The sequence below is a fragment of the Pseudomonas sp. S12(2018) genome (assembly GCF_024355235.1).
Taxonomy (GTDB): domain Bacteria; phylum Pseudomonadota; class Gammaproteobacteria; order Pseudomonadales; family Pseudomonadaceae; genus Aquipseudomonas; species Aquipseudomonas palmensis.
Genome location: NZ_QLAD01000006.1, coordinates 45,035 through 58,980, shown reverse-complemented (window position 1 = coordinate 58,980; position 13,946 = coordinate 45,035). Strand labels below are relative to the sequence as shown.

Annotated in this window: 13 protein-coding genes; 3 read left to right on the top strand and 10 right to left on the bottom strand. The window is 55.1% G+C overall.

Annotated features, from left to right (window positions below):
* Positions 1-54 precede the first annotated feature (54 nt).
* The 3 genes from DN388_RS15275 to DN388_RS15265 form a co-directional block, all read right to left on the bottom strand.
* Positions 55-1,668 carry a CBASS cGAMP-activated phospholipase gene (locus tag DN388_RS15275; protein WP_255000890.1) on the bottom strand — a complete coding sequence of 538 codons (1,614 nt, stop codon included), beginning with the start codon at positions 1,666-1,668 and terminating at the stop codon, positions 55-57.
* Between the two features lie 60 nt (positions 1,669-1,728).
* Positions 1,729-2,361 carry a TIR domain-containing protein gene (locus DN388_RS15270; RefSeq protein ID WP_255000888.1) on the bottom strand — a complete coding sequence of 211 codons (633 nt, stop codon included), beginning with the start codon at positions 2,359-2,361 and terminating at the stop codon, positions 1,729-1,731.
* A 636-nt stretch (positions 2,362-2,997) separates the two neighbouring features.
* Entirely contained in the window at positions 2,998-3,177 is a 180-nt protein-coding gene (locus DN388_RS15265; protein WP_255000885.1) for a hypothetical protein, read from the bottom strand.
* Positions 3,178-3,320: 143 nt separating this feature from the next.
* On the opposite strand from DN388_RS15265, the gene DN388_RS15260 reads away from it, so the two are divergent.
* On the top strand, positions 3,321-3,911 hold the full coding sequence (locus tag DN388_RS15260; protein WP_255000882.1) for an ImmA/IrrE family metallo-endopeptidase: 591 nt from the start codon (positions 3,321-3,323) through the stop codon (positions 3,909-3,911).
* A 248-nt stretch (positions 3,912-4,159) separates the two neighbouring features.
* Here DN388_RS15260 and qatD read toward each other — a convergent pair whose 3' ends face one another.
* From qatD to DN388_RS15240, 4 genes are read right to left on the bottom strand one after another with little or no spacing between them, the layout of a single operon-like run.
* The gene (qatD, locus tag DN388_RS15255) at positions 4,160-4,900 is read right to left on the bottom strand and encodes a Qat anti-phage system TatD family nuclease QatD (RefSeq protein WP_255000881.1); all 741 of its coding nucleotides are present in this window, start codon (positions 4,898-4,900) and stop codon (positions 4,160-4,162) included.
* Entirely contained in the window at positions 4,900-6,165 is a 1,266-nt protein-coding gene (qatC, locus tag DN388_RS15250) for a Qat anti-phage system QueC-like protein QatC (protein ID WP_255000872.1), read from the bottom strand. The genes qatD and qatC overlap by 1 nt, the downstream gene beginning before the upstream one ends.
* Positions 6,162-7,016, bottom strand: a complete 855-nt coding sequence (locus DN388_RS15245; protein WP_255000871.1) for a hypothetical protein — start codon at positions 7,014-7,016, stop codon at positions 6,162-6,164. Before DN388_RS15245 ends, qatC begins: the two co-directional genes overlap by 4 nt.
* Positions 7,016-8,917, bottom strand: a complete 1,902-nt coding sequence (locus DN388_RS15240) for a P-loop NTPase fold protein (RefSeq protein ID WP_255000869.1) — start codon at positions 8,915-8,917, stop codon at positions 7,016-7,018. Before DN388_RS15240 ends, DN388_RS15245 begins: the two co-directional genes overlap by 1 nt.
* A gap of 761 nt (positions 8,918-9,678) precedes the next feature.
* Here DN388_RS15240 and DN388_RS15235 point away from each other — a divergent pair.
* Positions 9,679-10,818 carry an AAA family ATPase gene (locus DN388_RS15235; RefSeq protein ID WP_255000867.1) on the top strand — a complete coding sequence of 380 codons (1,140 nt, stop codon included), beginning with the start codon at positions 9,679-9,681 and terminating at the stop codon, positions 10,816-10,818.
* A gap of 327 nt (positions 10,819-11,145) precedes the next feature.
* Here the strand turns inward: DN388_RS15235 and DN388_RS15230 are convergent, their stop codons facing one another.
* From DN388_RS15230 to DN388_RS15220, 3 genes are all read right to left on the bottom strand, one after another.
* A complete protein-coding gene (locus DN388_RS15230) occupies positions 11,146-12,531 on the bottom strand; it encodes a hypothetical protein (protein WP_255000866.1) in 1,386 nt (461 codons plus the stop codon).
* A 199-nt stretch (positions 12,532-12,730) separates the two neighbouring features.
* Entirely contained in the window at positions 12,731-13,012 is a 282-nt protein-coding gene (locus DN388_RS15225) for a hypothetical protein (RefSeq protein WP_255000864.1), read from the bottom strand.
* Between the two features lie 7 nt (positions 13,013-13,019).
* The gene (locus DN388_RS15220; protein WP_255000863.1) at positions 13,020-13,400 is read right to left on the bottom strand and encodes a hypothetical protein; all 381 of its coding nucleotides are present in this window, start codon (positions 13,398-13,400) and stop codon (positions 13,020-13,022) included.
* A 296-nt stretch (positions 13,401-13,696) separates the two neighbouring features.
* On the opposite strand from DN388_RS15220, the gene DN388_RS15215 reads away from it, so the two are divergent.
* Complete coding sequence (locus tag DN388_RS15215) at positions 13,697-13,852, top strand: hypothetical protein (RefSeq protein ID WP_255000861.1); 156 nt, start codon at positions 13,697-13,699, stop codon at positions 13,850-13,852.
* Positions 13,853-13,946 lie beyond the last annotated feature (94 nt).

Below are 13,946 nucleotides of genomic sequence, written 5' to 3'. Positions count from 1 at the left end.
TATGCTACGCAAAATGGATGTCTGGAGGGCTGTCGCCAATACATCCGTGCTTTATTAAAAACCTTTCCATTTATCAACCAATTGCCCATCAAAAAATCTGGAGCGCACCTCAGCAAAGTGCGTTATCCCAGCCTCATTACCTCGTTCCGCCATGTCCTGAATGGCCTCGGCGTCATCCATCTTGATTTCGACAGGGGTTTGCTGATTGACGCGTACGTGTCGCGTTGGGCCCAGGAAGCTCTCGGCTAACGCCAGCGCACCATGCTCTTGGGCGGCAAAAAAGAGATCAACACTGTGGGGGGCCCAGCCAGCCTTGCCCTTGCCGAGCTGGTCGGTGAAGTCACTTTCGCTACTGAGCGTGCCGATGCTCAGCACATCGATCCTGTCTAGAGGGATTTTCAGGTAGCGAACCGCTTCCGCCAGCGCCGGGAGGATAGGGTTATTAGCCCAGACGCCTCCATCGAGGAACGTCTCCAACGCAATAGGGCCATCGAAGGTGGCTTCATCGAAATAGGTAGGTGCAGCTGAGGAAGCCAAGGCGGCATCGACGGCTGAGATATTTCGGTAAGCTGTACGATCTGGGCTATGAGGAGTAACGATCGCCTCTGCCTGACCATGCTTAGCCCTGACAGTGGGAATCACCAGACGGCACAGGGAGTCAGCAGCCAGCGTTTTGTCGCCATAAACCTCTTGTAGCAGGCCCCGGAGCGTTGCTGAGTCGTGCTTGGATTTAAGCCAGTGTCTTAACTTACGATCCGCCGGGAAAATCTGGGGGCCTTTCTCCTTGTAAAAAGTAAGGATTTCACTAGGCTTCAGCCCCATGGCGAGACCAATGGCGAGAATCGCTCCGGTGGAGGTGCCCGCTACCAGGTCGAAATGCGAAATGAGGTCGTTACCACCACCGGCCTTCAACATTTCGTCCCACTTGGCCAAGACTGCCGCGGTGAAGGTACCTCTCAGCCCTCCTCCGTCGAGCGCCAAAATGCGGAAGTTGCGGCCGCGCGAAATGTTGCGGCGAGTAAGAGGGAGGTTTTTCAACTGTTCGACAATCAGATCCACGAGCTGGTCTACAGACGTGCTTTCAGCAATGACCTTATTGGCATCCTCAGACAGCCCATTGCGCAGGCGAGACAGCAGCGACTGATCTTCCTTGAGATAGCCTGCGATTGCCCCGCCGAAGCCCGCGACGACAAAACCAGGCTTACCGAGCTCAAGCATTGCATCGAGCTCATTGGGAACGCCCGCTTTTGCTTTGTTGACGTCCCACCATGCGCCCCCCACACAGATGACGGCGTCGGAACGGTCGGCCATCCAATCACGCATCGGGGTCAGACCGTCTGCCGCTGTGCCAGTGTTATCTGCGGGCACGATCTCTACAGAAGCGAAAGCTCTCTGCTCTTCAATTTCAGTGGTGTATTCGTCGGTTGAGAAGCTTTTCGCTCGAACTAGAGTAAGTGCACCTTTGCTACCACCCGCCTGAATGAAATCCTCTGCAGCCTTCTGCAGTGGCGCAGTGAATGAGGGATGACTTCCATGGACAATGGAGCCTCCTTCGCTGAAGACCTTCGCTGCGAGTTTCTGAACGAAAGCAGCGATCTCTGCTCTCGATTCTTTGTTTGATCCGGACAGGTGGATCCTAACGCCAGCCAGGCGCTGCGTGACTGCCATGTGTAATACCTTGGTGATCTGAAACGTCGAATTCTGCCGGCCATTACGGCGAGAGTCGTATTACTTACGGCCAGCGAGGCCAGCCGCGGTTTCGATCCAGTCAGCGATGTTGTCTCTGCCATTTTCAGCCGTGAAGTCGTATCTTTTGTAGTGCGCGGACAGTTTGACAACCGTGTTCTCGGTGGTTGGAGCGTCAAACCGCAGATCAGAGGCCGGGATGGGGGAAACATAGTCGGAGTACGGTACCCACTTACCGTCGTTGAGTTCCGCGAAATAAATTTTGTTTTTGGAGAGGTACACACCCACTTGAGCCAGTGGGTCTGCGCCTTTCACGCAGAGCTGCTCGTCCTTGTTTTTCACACCATGGATATCAATGGTGAGCAGCCCATTGCCCTTCAAAACGCTGCGCACGATCTCATAACGTACCCACCGCCTGGTAGAGGTGTGCTGGCCAGCGAGCACGCACGTCACAGAGGTATTTTTGAGACCGTCACGAAGAAAATTCTTGAGCGCTTCGTCGCTTTCCCTCTTGGACGCTTCGAACACACTGCCGTCAAAAAAACCATCTGCTTCTCGATCTTTGTCGATAGCCCAGCATTTCCGGACGTTCCAAACTCGCCACACGTCTTCCTGATAATGGAAGGAGAAAAACGTTCTTCGTGCCATCCCTTGCTCCTTGTCTTTGGTACCCACCGTTGCCATCACTCCCGATGCCTGAGGATCCGGGAGGCATGCCTGCCGTGGCCTTGGAAAGTGGGGCCATCAGGCAGCGTGGGTAAGAGAGGCAAGAAGATACCACCAAGCCCCGCGGATGGCATCATCATGATGGCAACCCTGCCGGTTCGGAGTGATAGGGGTACTCAGGCTGCCGCAAATCCAGCCTAAGCTTGGGTCGCGGGCACCCGGTAGGACGATGGAAATCGGCAGGGTTCGTTCAGCTCAGCCGATAACTCCGTAGTCAAGGCGCATGAGGAATCCGTAGATGTCCTCATACCCTGATGGGGTGCAAAGTAGGCTGCAGAGCGCACCATGGCCTAATCCACCTGCAGACCTCTCCAGCCAATTTTCTGCGGTGGTTTGGCTTCCGAACACGCGGTGCGCGATCTCCAAAATTTGGTCGTATTGGCTCTTGAAGCAACGATGCTGAGCGCTCCAGCAACTGAGTGACGAGCGTGCACATGGCCCAATGATATGAAGTTCACTCATCCGACTCTCCCCATCCTCGCTTCAATCAGTAGAACACAAAGAATGTCTGTCTAACCCATGATCCAGCTCTGAAACTGGCCACAGGGGCCGGTGCGGCCCTCTTCGACAGAAGGCCTCTGTGGCTTATCGAACAATAATTCCGTGACCTGCAAGCTCGTCGACAAGTGTTTTCCGACGCAGCATCCCTGGGATCTTAAATACTCCCCTGTATGCATAATAAAACGCTGCTGGAATGAACAACAAACCGATGCCATAGGTGGCGACACCGATGACCACTCCAGCAAGAACGGCAGCCAGCGCCATTAGAATTCCTTTTAGAATGCTGGACTTCGCAACCAGGGGCGATTCAGAGCGCTTTTGAAGAAAGCGATCTGAGCCTGATTCGTCAGCCCATGATTATCGCAACACCCAGGGTCGCATTCATTTCACGGAACAGAATAGATAGCTTGGCGCAGCAGGCTTTGAAATCCATTTCATACAACCGGGGAGAGGTCGATCTTACTAAGCTAGTGTCCAGGGAAGCTGATGTCAGTGGACTTTCTGTGAGCTTCATTGAGGACTCGAGCTCAGCCCTCGGCAGTATCACGTTCAACCCGCTTGAGATCAAAATCTTCGGGGCAGATAGCCAATCCCACTTGGCCCGATTCACACTCGCCCATGAGTTGGGACATCACTTTCTAAATCACAAGCGCTACATGACACGAGAAGCTATCCGAGCGCAGGACATTGACCAGAGCCAACTCATCACTATTCCTAAGGGGGAAGCCGAGCGGCTGGAGTGGCAAGCAAATACTTTCGCTTCGTGTCTTTTGATGCCCACAGAAGAATTCCAGACCGCTTTTGGTTTGTTACTACAGCATCTTGGCATCCGGAACCGCGGCCACGGCCCTCTGTACCTAGACAGTCAGAAGGACAACGTCATCCAGTTTCATGCTGTGTGCAATTCCCTGAGCAATTATTTTAACGTTTCGAAGACAGCGATCCGTTTGCGCATGCGGGTATTGGGATTGCTGGTAGAGGTTTGTCGGCAAGATTGATTGATCTGCATCTGCATGGAAGTCTATGTCGCATTGTCGGCGGGTGCTTAGTCGCTGACTGAGCTGAGTGGCGCCCAAAGACCGTTGAGCCTTGGGAGCACCAGACTTAATGGATAAGGCGATCAAACGCATTGCAGTTTCGCAATCATTCGAACGGGACGTAGAGGCTGCCATTTGTGCAGTGCGAGGCCTGGTTTATCGGTCGAAAGCCTCAGTCATCAACGAGAAACGTGAGGACTCGATCAGAGTCAACCGGCCCCGTGTATCAGACCGATCAGTTGTCTAGCATTGAATTCGAGAGTCATTGCCACCTCACCCACTGGCACGTCCCATGCCTGAGCCAGCAGCTCAGCCGTTTGGCCTGAGCTCCACGGCATGACTGTGGCACCATTGACCTGGGCGAACGGCCCGTCGCTTTCAGGAACCACGCGATCACGAGGCAGCTTCTTGGCAATCGCCTTACCAGATGCCGAGTTGAATGCTGCCGGCCCGACGCTGAACCAGCATCCCATATCTGAGGCGGATTTAAGCTCAGCAGGCGTACCCGTAAACCAATGAAGAACTGCTGTACCAAAACCCGGGTGGTCATCGAGAATCGCCAGCACGTCTCTCACGGCCTGGCGCGAGTGAATGCTAAGCACGCGCCCACCGACGCTGGCGCATTGCGCGACCACAGCAGTGAACACTTCACGCTGAGCGTCGAAGCTGTGCTTGAACCGTTTGGAACCATCCAATCCCACCTCACCGACAGCAGATATGTACTTGATCTGCTCAATCAGAGTGTCGAGCTCAGCGTAACGCTCATGGACGATTTCCGGATGCAGTCCCGGCGTAATGAGCACATTTTCATGACCGCCAAGCACTTTGCTAGTTGCGGAAAATGCACGGGGGCTGGTGGTGACCAGCCAGGTGAACATGTTCCTCTCCACCGCTTGCGCGAAGACCTCCCGTGCATTGGGATAGAGGTCGAGATGGCAGTGAAAATCCATCAAAGCAATCCGTCTCCGGTCAAAAGTGCCTCCAGCTCATGGATGCCTTGGGTAAGCATAGATCGATACTGAGGTCGTTCAGGAATAGGGGCAAACGCTAGTGATGCCCCCAGGAACCTGTCGATGCCCCTATCACGCGCCGTAAGTACCGCCAATGCTACAGCCATTGGATCATCTGGCCCGCTGGATTTATCGCTGCCTACCAACCTTGGGAAGACGTAGCGGGTTGCATCGGCCCCCGATGTCCAGGCACCGAAAGCAGCCCTGCGAATCATACAAGGCACGCAGCGACCGCAGTGAGTTCGATTGTACGTACGGAATCGCCCGCAGCTGGTCGTGTCGGACGCTAGCGCTTGTAGGCGCGGCTGATCAAGGCACTCATTCATCATCTGCCCTTTGGTCTTGAACCGGTAGGGCAAGTCCAGCTGCACCGAGACGCCAATGCCGTCGAGAACCTGCTGCAGTTTGTTGATGAACAGAGGGTGAGTCGTGCGAGTACTCAGGCTCGATACTCGTCCAGGAACCAGTGGAGGGTTCACGCAAATGAATCCGTTTTCTGGGATGTAAATTGTCGGGCGCGCGGCACCGAGCCTGGACGCGGCCAGCACGGCGAAGGCATAGAACGCCAGTGAACGACCACGCGTCGACGGTTCACGCGGGCCTTTGAAGCTGATTCCATGACTCCACTGATAGTGGGCATCAGCACCACCTAGCAGGGTTGCATAGCGACGCTGGCGTTCAGAGTCCTCGTGAGCCAGCTGAGAAACAAACAGAGGCCGCCGACCCCGGGCCACGAGATCCAGGCCGCCGATAAGGCTGTCGAGGCCACCAGATAACAAGGAAACGCAATCTTGATTCTTGGCGGTGAAGCGTCCTTGAGGGGGTGGCAGGCCTGCATCCGTGAAGATCAGAGTCCAATAGTCCCCGGTCAGCACCCTCAGCAGTTGCTCAAGCTCCACCTTCCACGGATCCCATCGCAATGGCTCATGAAGCCCAACACTCAGCTCGATTGTACGAGTCCAGCCATCAGCACTTGTACTTCGCATCGCGCAAAGGTCGGTCGCACAGACGGCCAAGCAGAACTGAACGAAGTCCCAAGCCGCAGGGGTTGGGCGGAACCCTTTGCGCTTCAGGGAACCGTGCCAACTCTTGGCGATGGTACCGACACCCTCACGCCTGGCGCTTTTGAAATAGGTGAAGGCGCGCTCCCCTTCGGCGAGTTGTGCGGGAAGACGAGCAACGCTAGTACAAATGACCTTGATCATTCTGCAAATACCTCCAGCGCGGTCTGCAGCACACGATGCGCAAGGGTCTGAGGATTGATTCTCTGCGCCGCAAGACCTTCCATGATTCGCTGCACCTCTCCGTGAACCCATTGCTTGATGTCATTACGAAACGCCTGGATCTCAACTGGCGAATACTTAAGCTTTTCATAAGTCTGGCCCAGCTGTAGATCCATCCGGTTGCAGACTTCGTTGGCGATCGTGAACCCAATGACCGCCGTGATCTGCTGATCATCAAGCTGAAAAATATCGACATTGGGATCCTGCTCGTACAGCTGCGCTAACGCATCGGCAGCGGCGTTTCTCAATGACTCATCGTCGACACTGCCGGTGTCCGGCATGACTTCCTTGATGAGCTCCAGAGCAAGATCGCTTGCTGAAAGGTTCTGGCCGCGAACCCTCTGAATCCAGTCGACTACATGAGGATCGGTGCCGGCCCTGACCGCTTCGAGAAACGATCCCAGTCGGCCGGCGCCTTGAGCAACCCCACGCATGGTGTTGCTCGCGCGCCCTGCTCCACCCATACCCTTTTTGATCATGCTGCTGGCAGCGCCGCGAAGCGCGTCACGACCACCTCCAGACAAGTATTTGCCCATCTGTGAGCGGGCCGGCATAAACCTGCGATCTGGCGCAATATCCTGATCTTGGGCGGGTTCTAAACCGGCCTCACCATTTTCAGGTGCATCCTGGGGAACACCCTCATTACCATTTGGAGCATCTTCCGGCGCTCCGCCATCTGGCGATGGGGCACCGGCAGCATCGCCCTGATCTAACCATTCCGGGTCAAACGGAGAACCCGCCTTTCCGCCACCACTTGATGTAGAGGTTCCCATCAGACTCCACTCCTTAGCGCTGCCTTGATTGCCCTTTTGGTATGACCGCTCACGGCAGGATCATCTCCCCAAGATCTCAATACTTCCGCCGCCCAGGATTGGCCAGCAAGGGCGGGTATGATGCCTGGCCCCAATGCATTCAGAGGAGCAAGACTCAACAGCCCTGCTGCACGCCTTCCGAGCGCTGGATAAACCTTGCAGGGTTCAATCAGGATGATCATCTCGACGGTGGCTTTCCATGTCCGCGACGATGCAGTCGCCTGCCAGGCCTTCACCATCGCAAGCTCTGCTTGGTCGCTGTCGACGGCGGTAATAGCATTTGTCAGCGGTTCATTGGCGCTGGTGGCCACCTTCAAAACATCACGAAGAACACGCGCAGGGGGGGTCATGTTATCGTCGCCGAAATCGCGCGTCGCGGTATCTCGACTCAGGTGAAGCAGGGGGCGCAAGTCCGTCGCACCAAGCGCCGGCGCTAACTGCAGCCACTCTTTGATGAATGGCTCGTCAAAAGGCTTGGACAATGCTCCTCCATCGCGGGCGAGCTCCTCGGCCTGCAGCAACTCCGCCACTTGCCCGTCATTTTCAGAACTGACCATAGATGACAACGTGTCGGCCAGCTCCTCTTTGTAGCGCTCCAACAAATGCCACTTAGCCAATGCCGGAATGTCCAGGGTGATTCCTTGAGGTTGCGCCAAGGACTCCCTCAGATAGACAGTATTCAGAAAGCGCTTCATGAGTCGTGGATTCGCGCTGATGCTGGAGGACTTGAACATCAGCGTTGCCAACCCTTGCGCCAGTTCCATCAATGCCTGAAGACGTGTATCGGCTCCCACAAGCTCGTTGAGGAACGAAGACGTAATCGTCTCGCCGAGCCAGCTTCGGGCCAGGCGTTGCGGTATATCCAGCTTCGCCTGATCAAATTTGTCTTGTGGAAACATCCCCGACCTGGCCTCGCGTTCGAGCAGGAGCAGCACAAGGTATGCCTTGGCTTCGTTCACGCCGATACGGGGTACATGCAGAGGCACTTGGATCAGCTTGTCAAAGTAGTTAGTGGCAATGTCGCTCGTGATGCCGGTGCCTTCGAAATGTTTCTTCACCGCCCCGTGGATAAATTCATTGTCGGCAGCAATCACGAAAGCCGTTCGCTTTAGGAATAAGAGCAGCCTGATGGATTCGAGGGTCGAAATCGCTGTCTCCGGTAAGCATCGATCCAAGTCGTCGACAAACACCACCAAGGTGATGCCAAGCTCTTCCAGTAGCTTTTCAAGTGCGGATCTGAAGGCATGAATTTCGTTAGGCAGCGACAGAGGCTTCGCCGGATTCAACAGACCATCGGCCTTGAGATCCAGCGACTCCTCTTCTTTCTTCTCCCCCCCCTCAGCCGCATCGCCGTCTGAGCTGAAGGCGCTCCAGAGACCTGAAACCTTTCCGATCGCCTTGCCGATCGTCCCGACGGGCACGCCCGTGGTTATCGTGATCGCTGCCTCACCCCCGAACTGGGCCAACCGCAGCAGGTTGATGCGTTTCAGGAGGTCGAGGGCTTTCTTCAGTAGCGTTTCATCGTCTTTGGCCAGCTTCAGCACTTCATCACCGACGATCTGCAGCAATGCACTTCGAGCGCTTTCGAAGTCTTGATACAGCCACGGGTTGAAGGTGATGACAACGTATCGGTGTTCGGGTTGGGCACCTGTGGCAACAGGTGGTGACGGGGCTGCAGAAGCCACCGGGGTTTCGAGGCGGGCAGCGATCATTTTGACCAGCGAGGACTTACCCGCCCCCCAACCACCTGACACACCTATCGAAATCGGCTCGCCACGACTCTGCCGCAAAAGGCTGGCGCAGGCATCAGCCACCACGCCAAAGTTCAGATAGTCGACCGTCGTCTCGTTGTCATGCCACATGGATTGAAGTCCGTTTCGGGTTTTGTGCGAGGAACGTTTGGCCACTTAATGCTGCCGGCAGCAGCGCCTAAGCAGGGCTGAGAAAACGTCCGTGTAATGAATTGACTGCGCTGAGTTACGTCCAGTGGTGAGGCCGGCAATGGGCCAACTCCCCTTGGGAGCTCCACAGAACGTAAATAGGATCCCAAAGATTCTAAGTCGCTTTGATGGCAACACGCCATACCGAAACCTGATGAATTCGGGCCGTCTACAGCCTCTCCATCACCCTAGATGCAGGCCGAGGCCAATGAATACGGCACTCAGTCGCACTTGGTTCGGTATGCAAATACACACGGTGTCGCAATTTCCCGTCCTTAGAGGGTCGCACAATCAAAAAACGGACAAGGATCCAATCCTGACGGTGGCAACGGATTTCCTGTGAACGCTCTCAATAATTAACAGATCAGAAATACAGCATTGTTAGGTCTGATGAAATTTTGACCCAAGTTACCGGACTCGATTGACCTACCCTAATGCACTCTAGCGATTGCCTTGTCTGTTATCGCATAGTCTGCAGACAGACCATTCAAAATCAGCCACCTGGGTCAAAATCGTATCGGCATCAACAATATGGACTCCACTGAAGAGCTCTTCATCCGACCTCATAGCAGTCCAATCGCGGCACGATGCTCGTAGTAAAAAAGTCCGGCACTCTGCTCATGTTTTTTTGCCATCTCGGATTTGGTTAGTCTTCAGACATCAACGATGTTTGGGGGACGATCATGGACAACCAACTACGAAAGCATTCGAAAGAGCTCCGCGAGGCTGCCGGTGTCAGCGTCAATCTTGCCGCGATGTGGGCCAACGTTGCTGAGAGAACCTGGAGATCCTGGGAAACCGATAGCGGCAACGTAACCTCACGCTTACCCTCCCCTGCTGCGCTGTGGAGCTTCCTAGCTCGCTCAGGGATCAACCTACGAAAACTGGATCTTGAGATTGATGTAAAACCACGTGGGCTAGCGCTGGCTATCGCCTGCTACAAAGGGGGTGTTGGAAAGACATCCATCACTGTGAACCTTGCAGTCGCACTAGCTGAGTTGGGATTTCGGGTAGCAGTCGTGACGAATGACTATAACCACCGTTACGCATGCGAAGATGGCGAACAACCGGTCCAAGGCAGTTGGGCAAGTCGAGTAGGGTTCTTCGATGAGCGCGACCTCATCACATTCCCATCGGCGGTGAAGCAGCGTCGCAAGCGGATTCGCGATCAACTGGCGGCTTTGCCCCCAAACGAACAAGCGAAGTACCAGTTCGTTCATGCCGATGAATTAGAAGCACTGGAACGAAAACAGCGAGCTACGGAAAAACTCTGCGAACTGATCGCGCGTCATGATTACGTGTTGCTTGATGTGAACGCTGAGCTCGAACTGGTACGGCGATTTGCAAATCTGGTTGCCGTGGTTGTGGACACCAATTGTTCGATGGCTGTGCGCAGCGCTGGGAGATTCGTCTCGGCGCTGAAGAACATCAAATGCCGCGAGACAGCACCAAGCTACTTCGGCTTGCTGACAAACTGTGATGTCGGAGGCGTCAGCAGTGAGCTCGAAGAATTTTTCGGCGATTTTGTGAAGCTGAGTGATGAACAGTATCAGGACATCATCGACTCGAAATACTCGACCTGCCGGCGCCGCGAGCGCGTGCTTGAGCTGGTAGACTCACTGGAGTTTCCTCCTCTGCATACTGAGCTGACCGGCGCTTACCGGATCGCCATCGATATGCTGGAGGACGCCCCTCTCCCGGGACAGGAATACGGGTATTTCAGCGCATTCGTAGATTTCGCGCCGCGCTCACATGCCGCTCGGGAGATGCGTCGCCTGGCAGATGAACTCATCCATTGGCGGCTTCCCAACAACTGGAGGTGATATAAATTTGGTTTGCAGGGCATCCCGCTCAACTCTGCTCCGCCAAGGGAAGCGCAGCGACCGGGCAGTTGAATAGCGCTTGGATTGTTCAGCTTGATACTCAGACAAGGTAGGCCTGGCGAGCGGACGGAAAGATATCCGACATTCTGAGGGCGTACCAGATCCGCAGATATATCCGGATATTTAGAGTCTGTATCGGGCTGAAACCTTTACACCGCAGGGGCTCCATGGTTCTGGAAAATCCGCGATCCGATGCCGGATTTTTCTTCCGCCTGAGCCCCGACCTGCTGATAGCCCCATCTAGAACGATCTTGATATCCAACAGAGCTAACGCGGCTTCTTAGAGGCCTTGTCTTGCCCCCAATGGGTATCGCCCTCCATTTCACGCGTGGTGCCAGACGAAAGCATCAGGGTCTGCCGTGGGTAGAGATCCATGAGGTTAGGAGCACGGGCGAAATCCTGCGTGGTTTCAGCCCACTGGTAGCCACTCTCCAATGGGTAGTAGTTCACAGCGTGCAAGAGAACGCCTGCCACCGTTGTACCGGACGCATCGTAGTTCGCGATGTTGTCGATGTTCTTCGCCCTTCTCATCTCCTCGATCGCAATGCCATCACTGGTTTCATAGAACAAGTGGATGACACCAGGTTTATCAGGTGGGATCTGGGTCACCGCGTCGTTGATCAGGCTCTTGAAGTGCTTCGAGCGTAGCCCGAGCGAGACCTCATAGTCACAGCGCCACTGAGCCGCGACGCAATTCGCAACGTTTTCGACAAAGATGTTGAGAATGCTATCAGGAGGGCCAGCGCGAACGATACCTCCCGCGATCGTCGCAATGCTGCGCTTCTCATTGCTGTCGACGTCGCCGAATACCAGTGACTCATGCTGCGGGCAGTTGGGGCGGACGAAGAAGCGGCGGTAATGACGCTCAAGTGGCCCCCGATCAACCCAACGCAGTTCGACACTGATCGATCCGATTTTTGCCTGACCCGCACCCTTCTCAAGCACTACATCCACCACCCTGATCACGTCCTCTACCGACGCCTGTGCGACCTGGTCATGGAACGTGACATCAACAATGCTCCAGGGCGCAACCTTCAGCAGGTGAAGGCTAAGTCTAGCCCAGATCCGAGCCCAAGCTTGCCGCTCTTCCAACGAGTGCCTAGTTTGGTGGGCAGCTCGCTTGCACTCGACATAGAAGCTGGCGTCACCTGCTTGGACGAGCAGATCGGGGGTCTTCTTGGTCTTTCCGTCCGGCCAGGTGATGCCCATCTCCGGAAGGAAGGAAACCTGGTAGCCGTTTTTCAGGTAGAACGCGGCGGTCAGCAGCTCAAAGAGCTGGGTGTCAGGCTGGTTGTTGTTCGCCAACATTTTGTCCAGAACACCACCGATATTTGGGATGTTGCGAACCTGCTCAGCGACAGAGCCAATGGCCATGGCATAGGGATAAACGCGCTTGCTGCTGTAGGCGGAATCGCTTTGCTGCACGTCATAGGCCTGCTCGCATGCCAAGATGTACCAGTCCACATCGCCGTCTTCTGGCTCGAAGAGCTGAGGCTCGATCGGCAATGCAAGATTCAGGTTGTCTTCCTTCTCGCGTACGCGCGCCTCATAGGCAGCCTTGCGCTTAGCCCAGGCTTGCTCGCCAAGCCTATCGACCAGCAGCTGGTAGAACGCCTTGATATGCGAGCGCTCCATTTGACGAATCAGATCCATAGCAGTTTTCTCCATATATTGCACAGAGGGTAAGCTCTGCACGATCAAGCTGCCACCAGCTTTAAAGGCCGATCCCCTTACCCAAGTACGCGTCCACCAATGACTCTATCGTCTTGCCCACTGGATCAGCCTGCTGGCAAAAACGACAAAACCCAGCGGTGAGGCCGGGCTTTGCAGGTGGGGTACAGCGGAGGCGTTTTTAGGTCTTGCGACGGGCGAAGGTCGAGATGATCGCCGGGGCCTTCTCACCACCCTCGACGTTGGGGTGGTGAACTTGCCCGTACGCGAACGTGCTGCCGGTTCGATTCCAGCGGGACACTTTTACATCGTAGACCTCAATGCCTACAGGCCCGAACACGTACTTGTCGTAGTCCGCTTTCTGGGTCTCGAAGAACTCCTCGTCGATGAAGAAGGTCGCGATCGTGCCCCGGTTCACCAGATAACTTGCCGACATTGAGTCAGCAGGAGAAGCCGCGCTCATCTACCGTTTAAATGAACGGGATGTACGTGTGAGCCAGATTTTTGGGGAGAGCTGCCAGCGTGTCCCAATCCCCCAGCCCGGCAGCTACGCCCACAGATAACGTACCCACGAGAACGAAAGGCGCAGATGGCAAAAGCAGCCGCAAGCGCCGGGACAGACTCATGCTCCTGCATATCGCCTTGTACATCAAGCGATACTCGGTGCCAGCCCAGCGACCGGCTAACATCAAGGGCACAGCAATGAGAAAAGCGGTGACAGGCGTCATCGTCAACCATTCGGAAACAGAGAAAGCCGTTGAGCCAAGGCCACCCATGACCAAGGCGTAATTCCTTGTGATCTTATGTTCTCTCCCTTCCAGCGACGGATCGAACCAACGAACGTTTTCCATGGACACCCCTAGGTTGTTTGACCGGTTGGTCGAAGCCTAGATGATAGTGCCATATGCCCCATTGATACTTCCACGCCAGGCTGGTAGGTACTCCCTTGATAGACATGGCCGAGAGCCACTTCCGATTGCTATATGGCATGGGTCGACCGCTATTGGGTGTACGCAGATCCGTCCAACATCGACGGAGAAGGTGCTGACTCAGTCGTGAAGTTTGTTGGGCGCGCATTGCGCAAAGAGCTGCGTACGTAGGTGATTTTCCACCTTGCCACCGCTGAGCGATGGAGGAGTTAGCTGTCATGAACACCGTGGAGTTTTGGGGAAAGACTTGGCACAAGGATTTCTTGCGATTCCAGCTATTTAAAATTAAGGCGGCGGCGTCGCAATTGAGTAACGGAACCTTGGATCCCATGAGCTTAGAGGGGCTTCCTGTGACACTGCACGTTCTCAATTGATGGCCTTGGAGCTCTCGCCCCATGATCGTGGTCATGTTGATCGCGGGCTTTACAACGATCAACCGAGTGTCTTGCTCGGACAGATTTTCGCAGC

Bases quoted from the DNA above. Each gene is read 5' to 3' on its own strand.
- DN388_RS15230 (WP_255000866.1), bottom strand. From the start codon at position 12,531: ATGGATCTGATTCGTCAAATGGAGCGCTCGCATATCAAGGCGTTCTAC.
- DN388_RS15245 (WP_255000871.1), bottom strand. From the start codon at position 7,016: ATGGGAACCTCTACATCAAGTGGTGGCGGAAAGGCGGGTTCTCCGTTT.
- DN388_RS15235 (WP_255000867.1), top strand. From the start codon at position 9,679: ATGGACAACCAACTACGAAAGCATTCGAAAGAGCTCCGCGAGGCTGCC.
- qatD (WP_255000881.1), bottom strand. From the start codon at position 4,900: ATGGATTTTCACTGCCATCTCGACCTCTATCCCAATGCACGGGAGGTC.
- DN388_RS15265 (WP_255000885.1), bottom strand. From the start codon at position 3,177: ATGGCGCTGGCTGCCGTTCTTGCTGGAGTGGTCATCGGTGTCGCCACC.
- DN388_RS15220 (WP_255000863.1), bottom strand. From the start codon at position 13,400: ATGGAAAACGTTCGTTGGTTCGATCCGTCGCTGGAAGGGAGAGAACAT.
- DN388_RS15240 (WP_255000869.1), bottom strand. From the start codon at position 8,917: ATGTGGCATGACAACGAGACGACGGTCGACTATCTGAACTTTGGCGTG.
- DN388_RS15225 (WP_255000864.1), bottom strand. From the start codon at position 13,012: ATGAGCGCGGCTTCTCCTGCTGACTCAATGTCGGCAAGTTATCTGGTG.
- DN388_RS15275 (WP_255000890.1), bottom strand. From the start codon at position 1,668: ATGGCAGTCACGCAGCGCCTGGCTGGCGTTAGGATCCACCTGTCCGGA.
- DN388_RS15215 (WP_255000861.1), top strand. From the start codon at position 13,697: ATGAACACCGTGGAGTTTTGGGGAAAGACTTGGCACAAGGATTTCTTG.
- qatC (WP_255000872.1), bottom strand. From the start codon at position 6,165: ATGATCAAGGTCATTTGTACTAGCGTTGCTCGTCTTCCCGCACAACTC.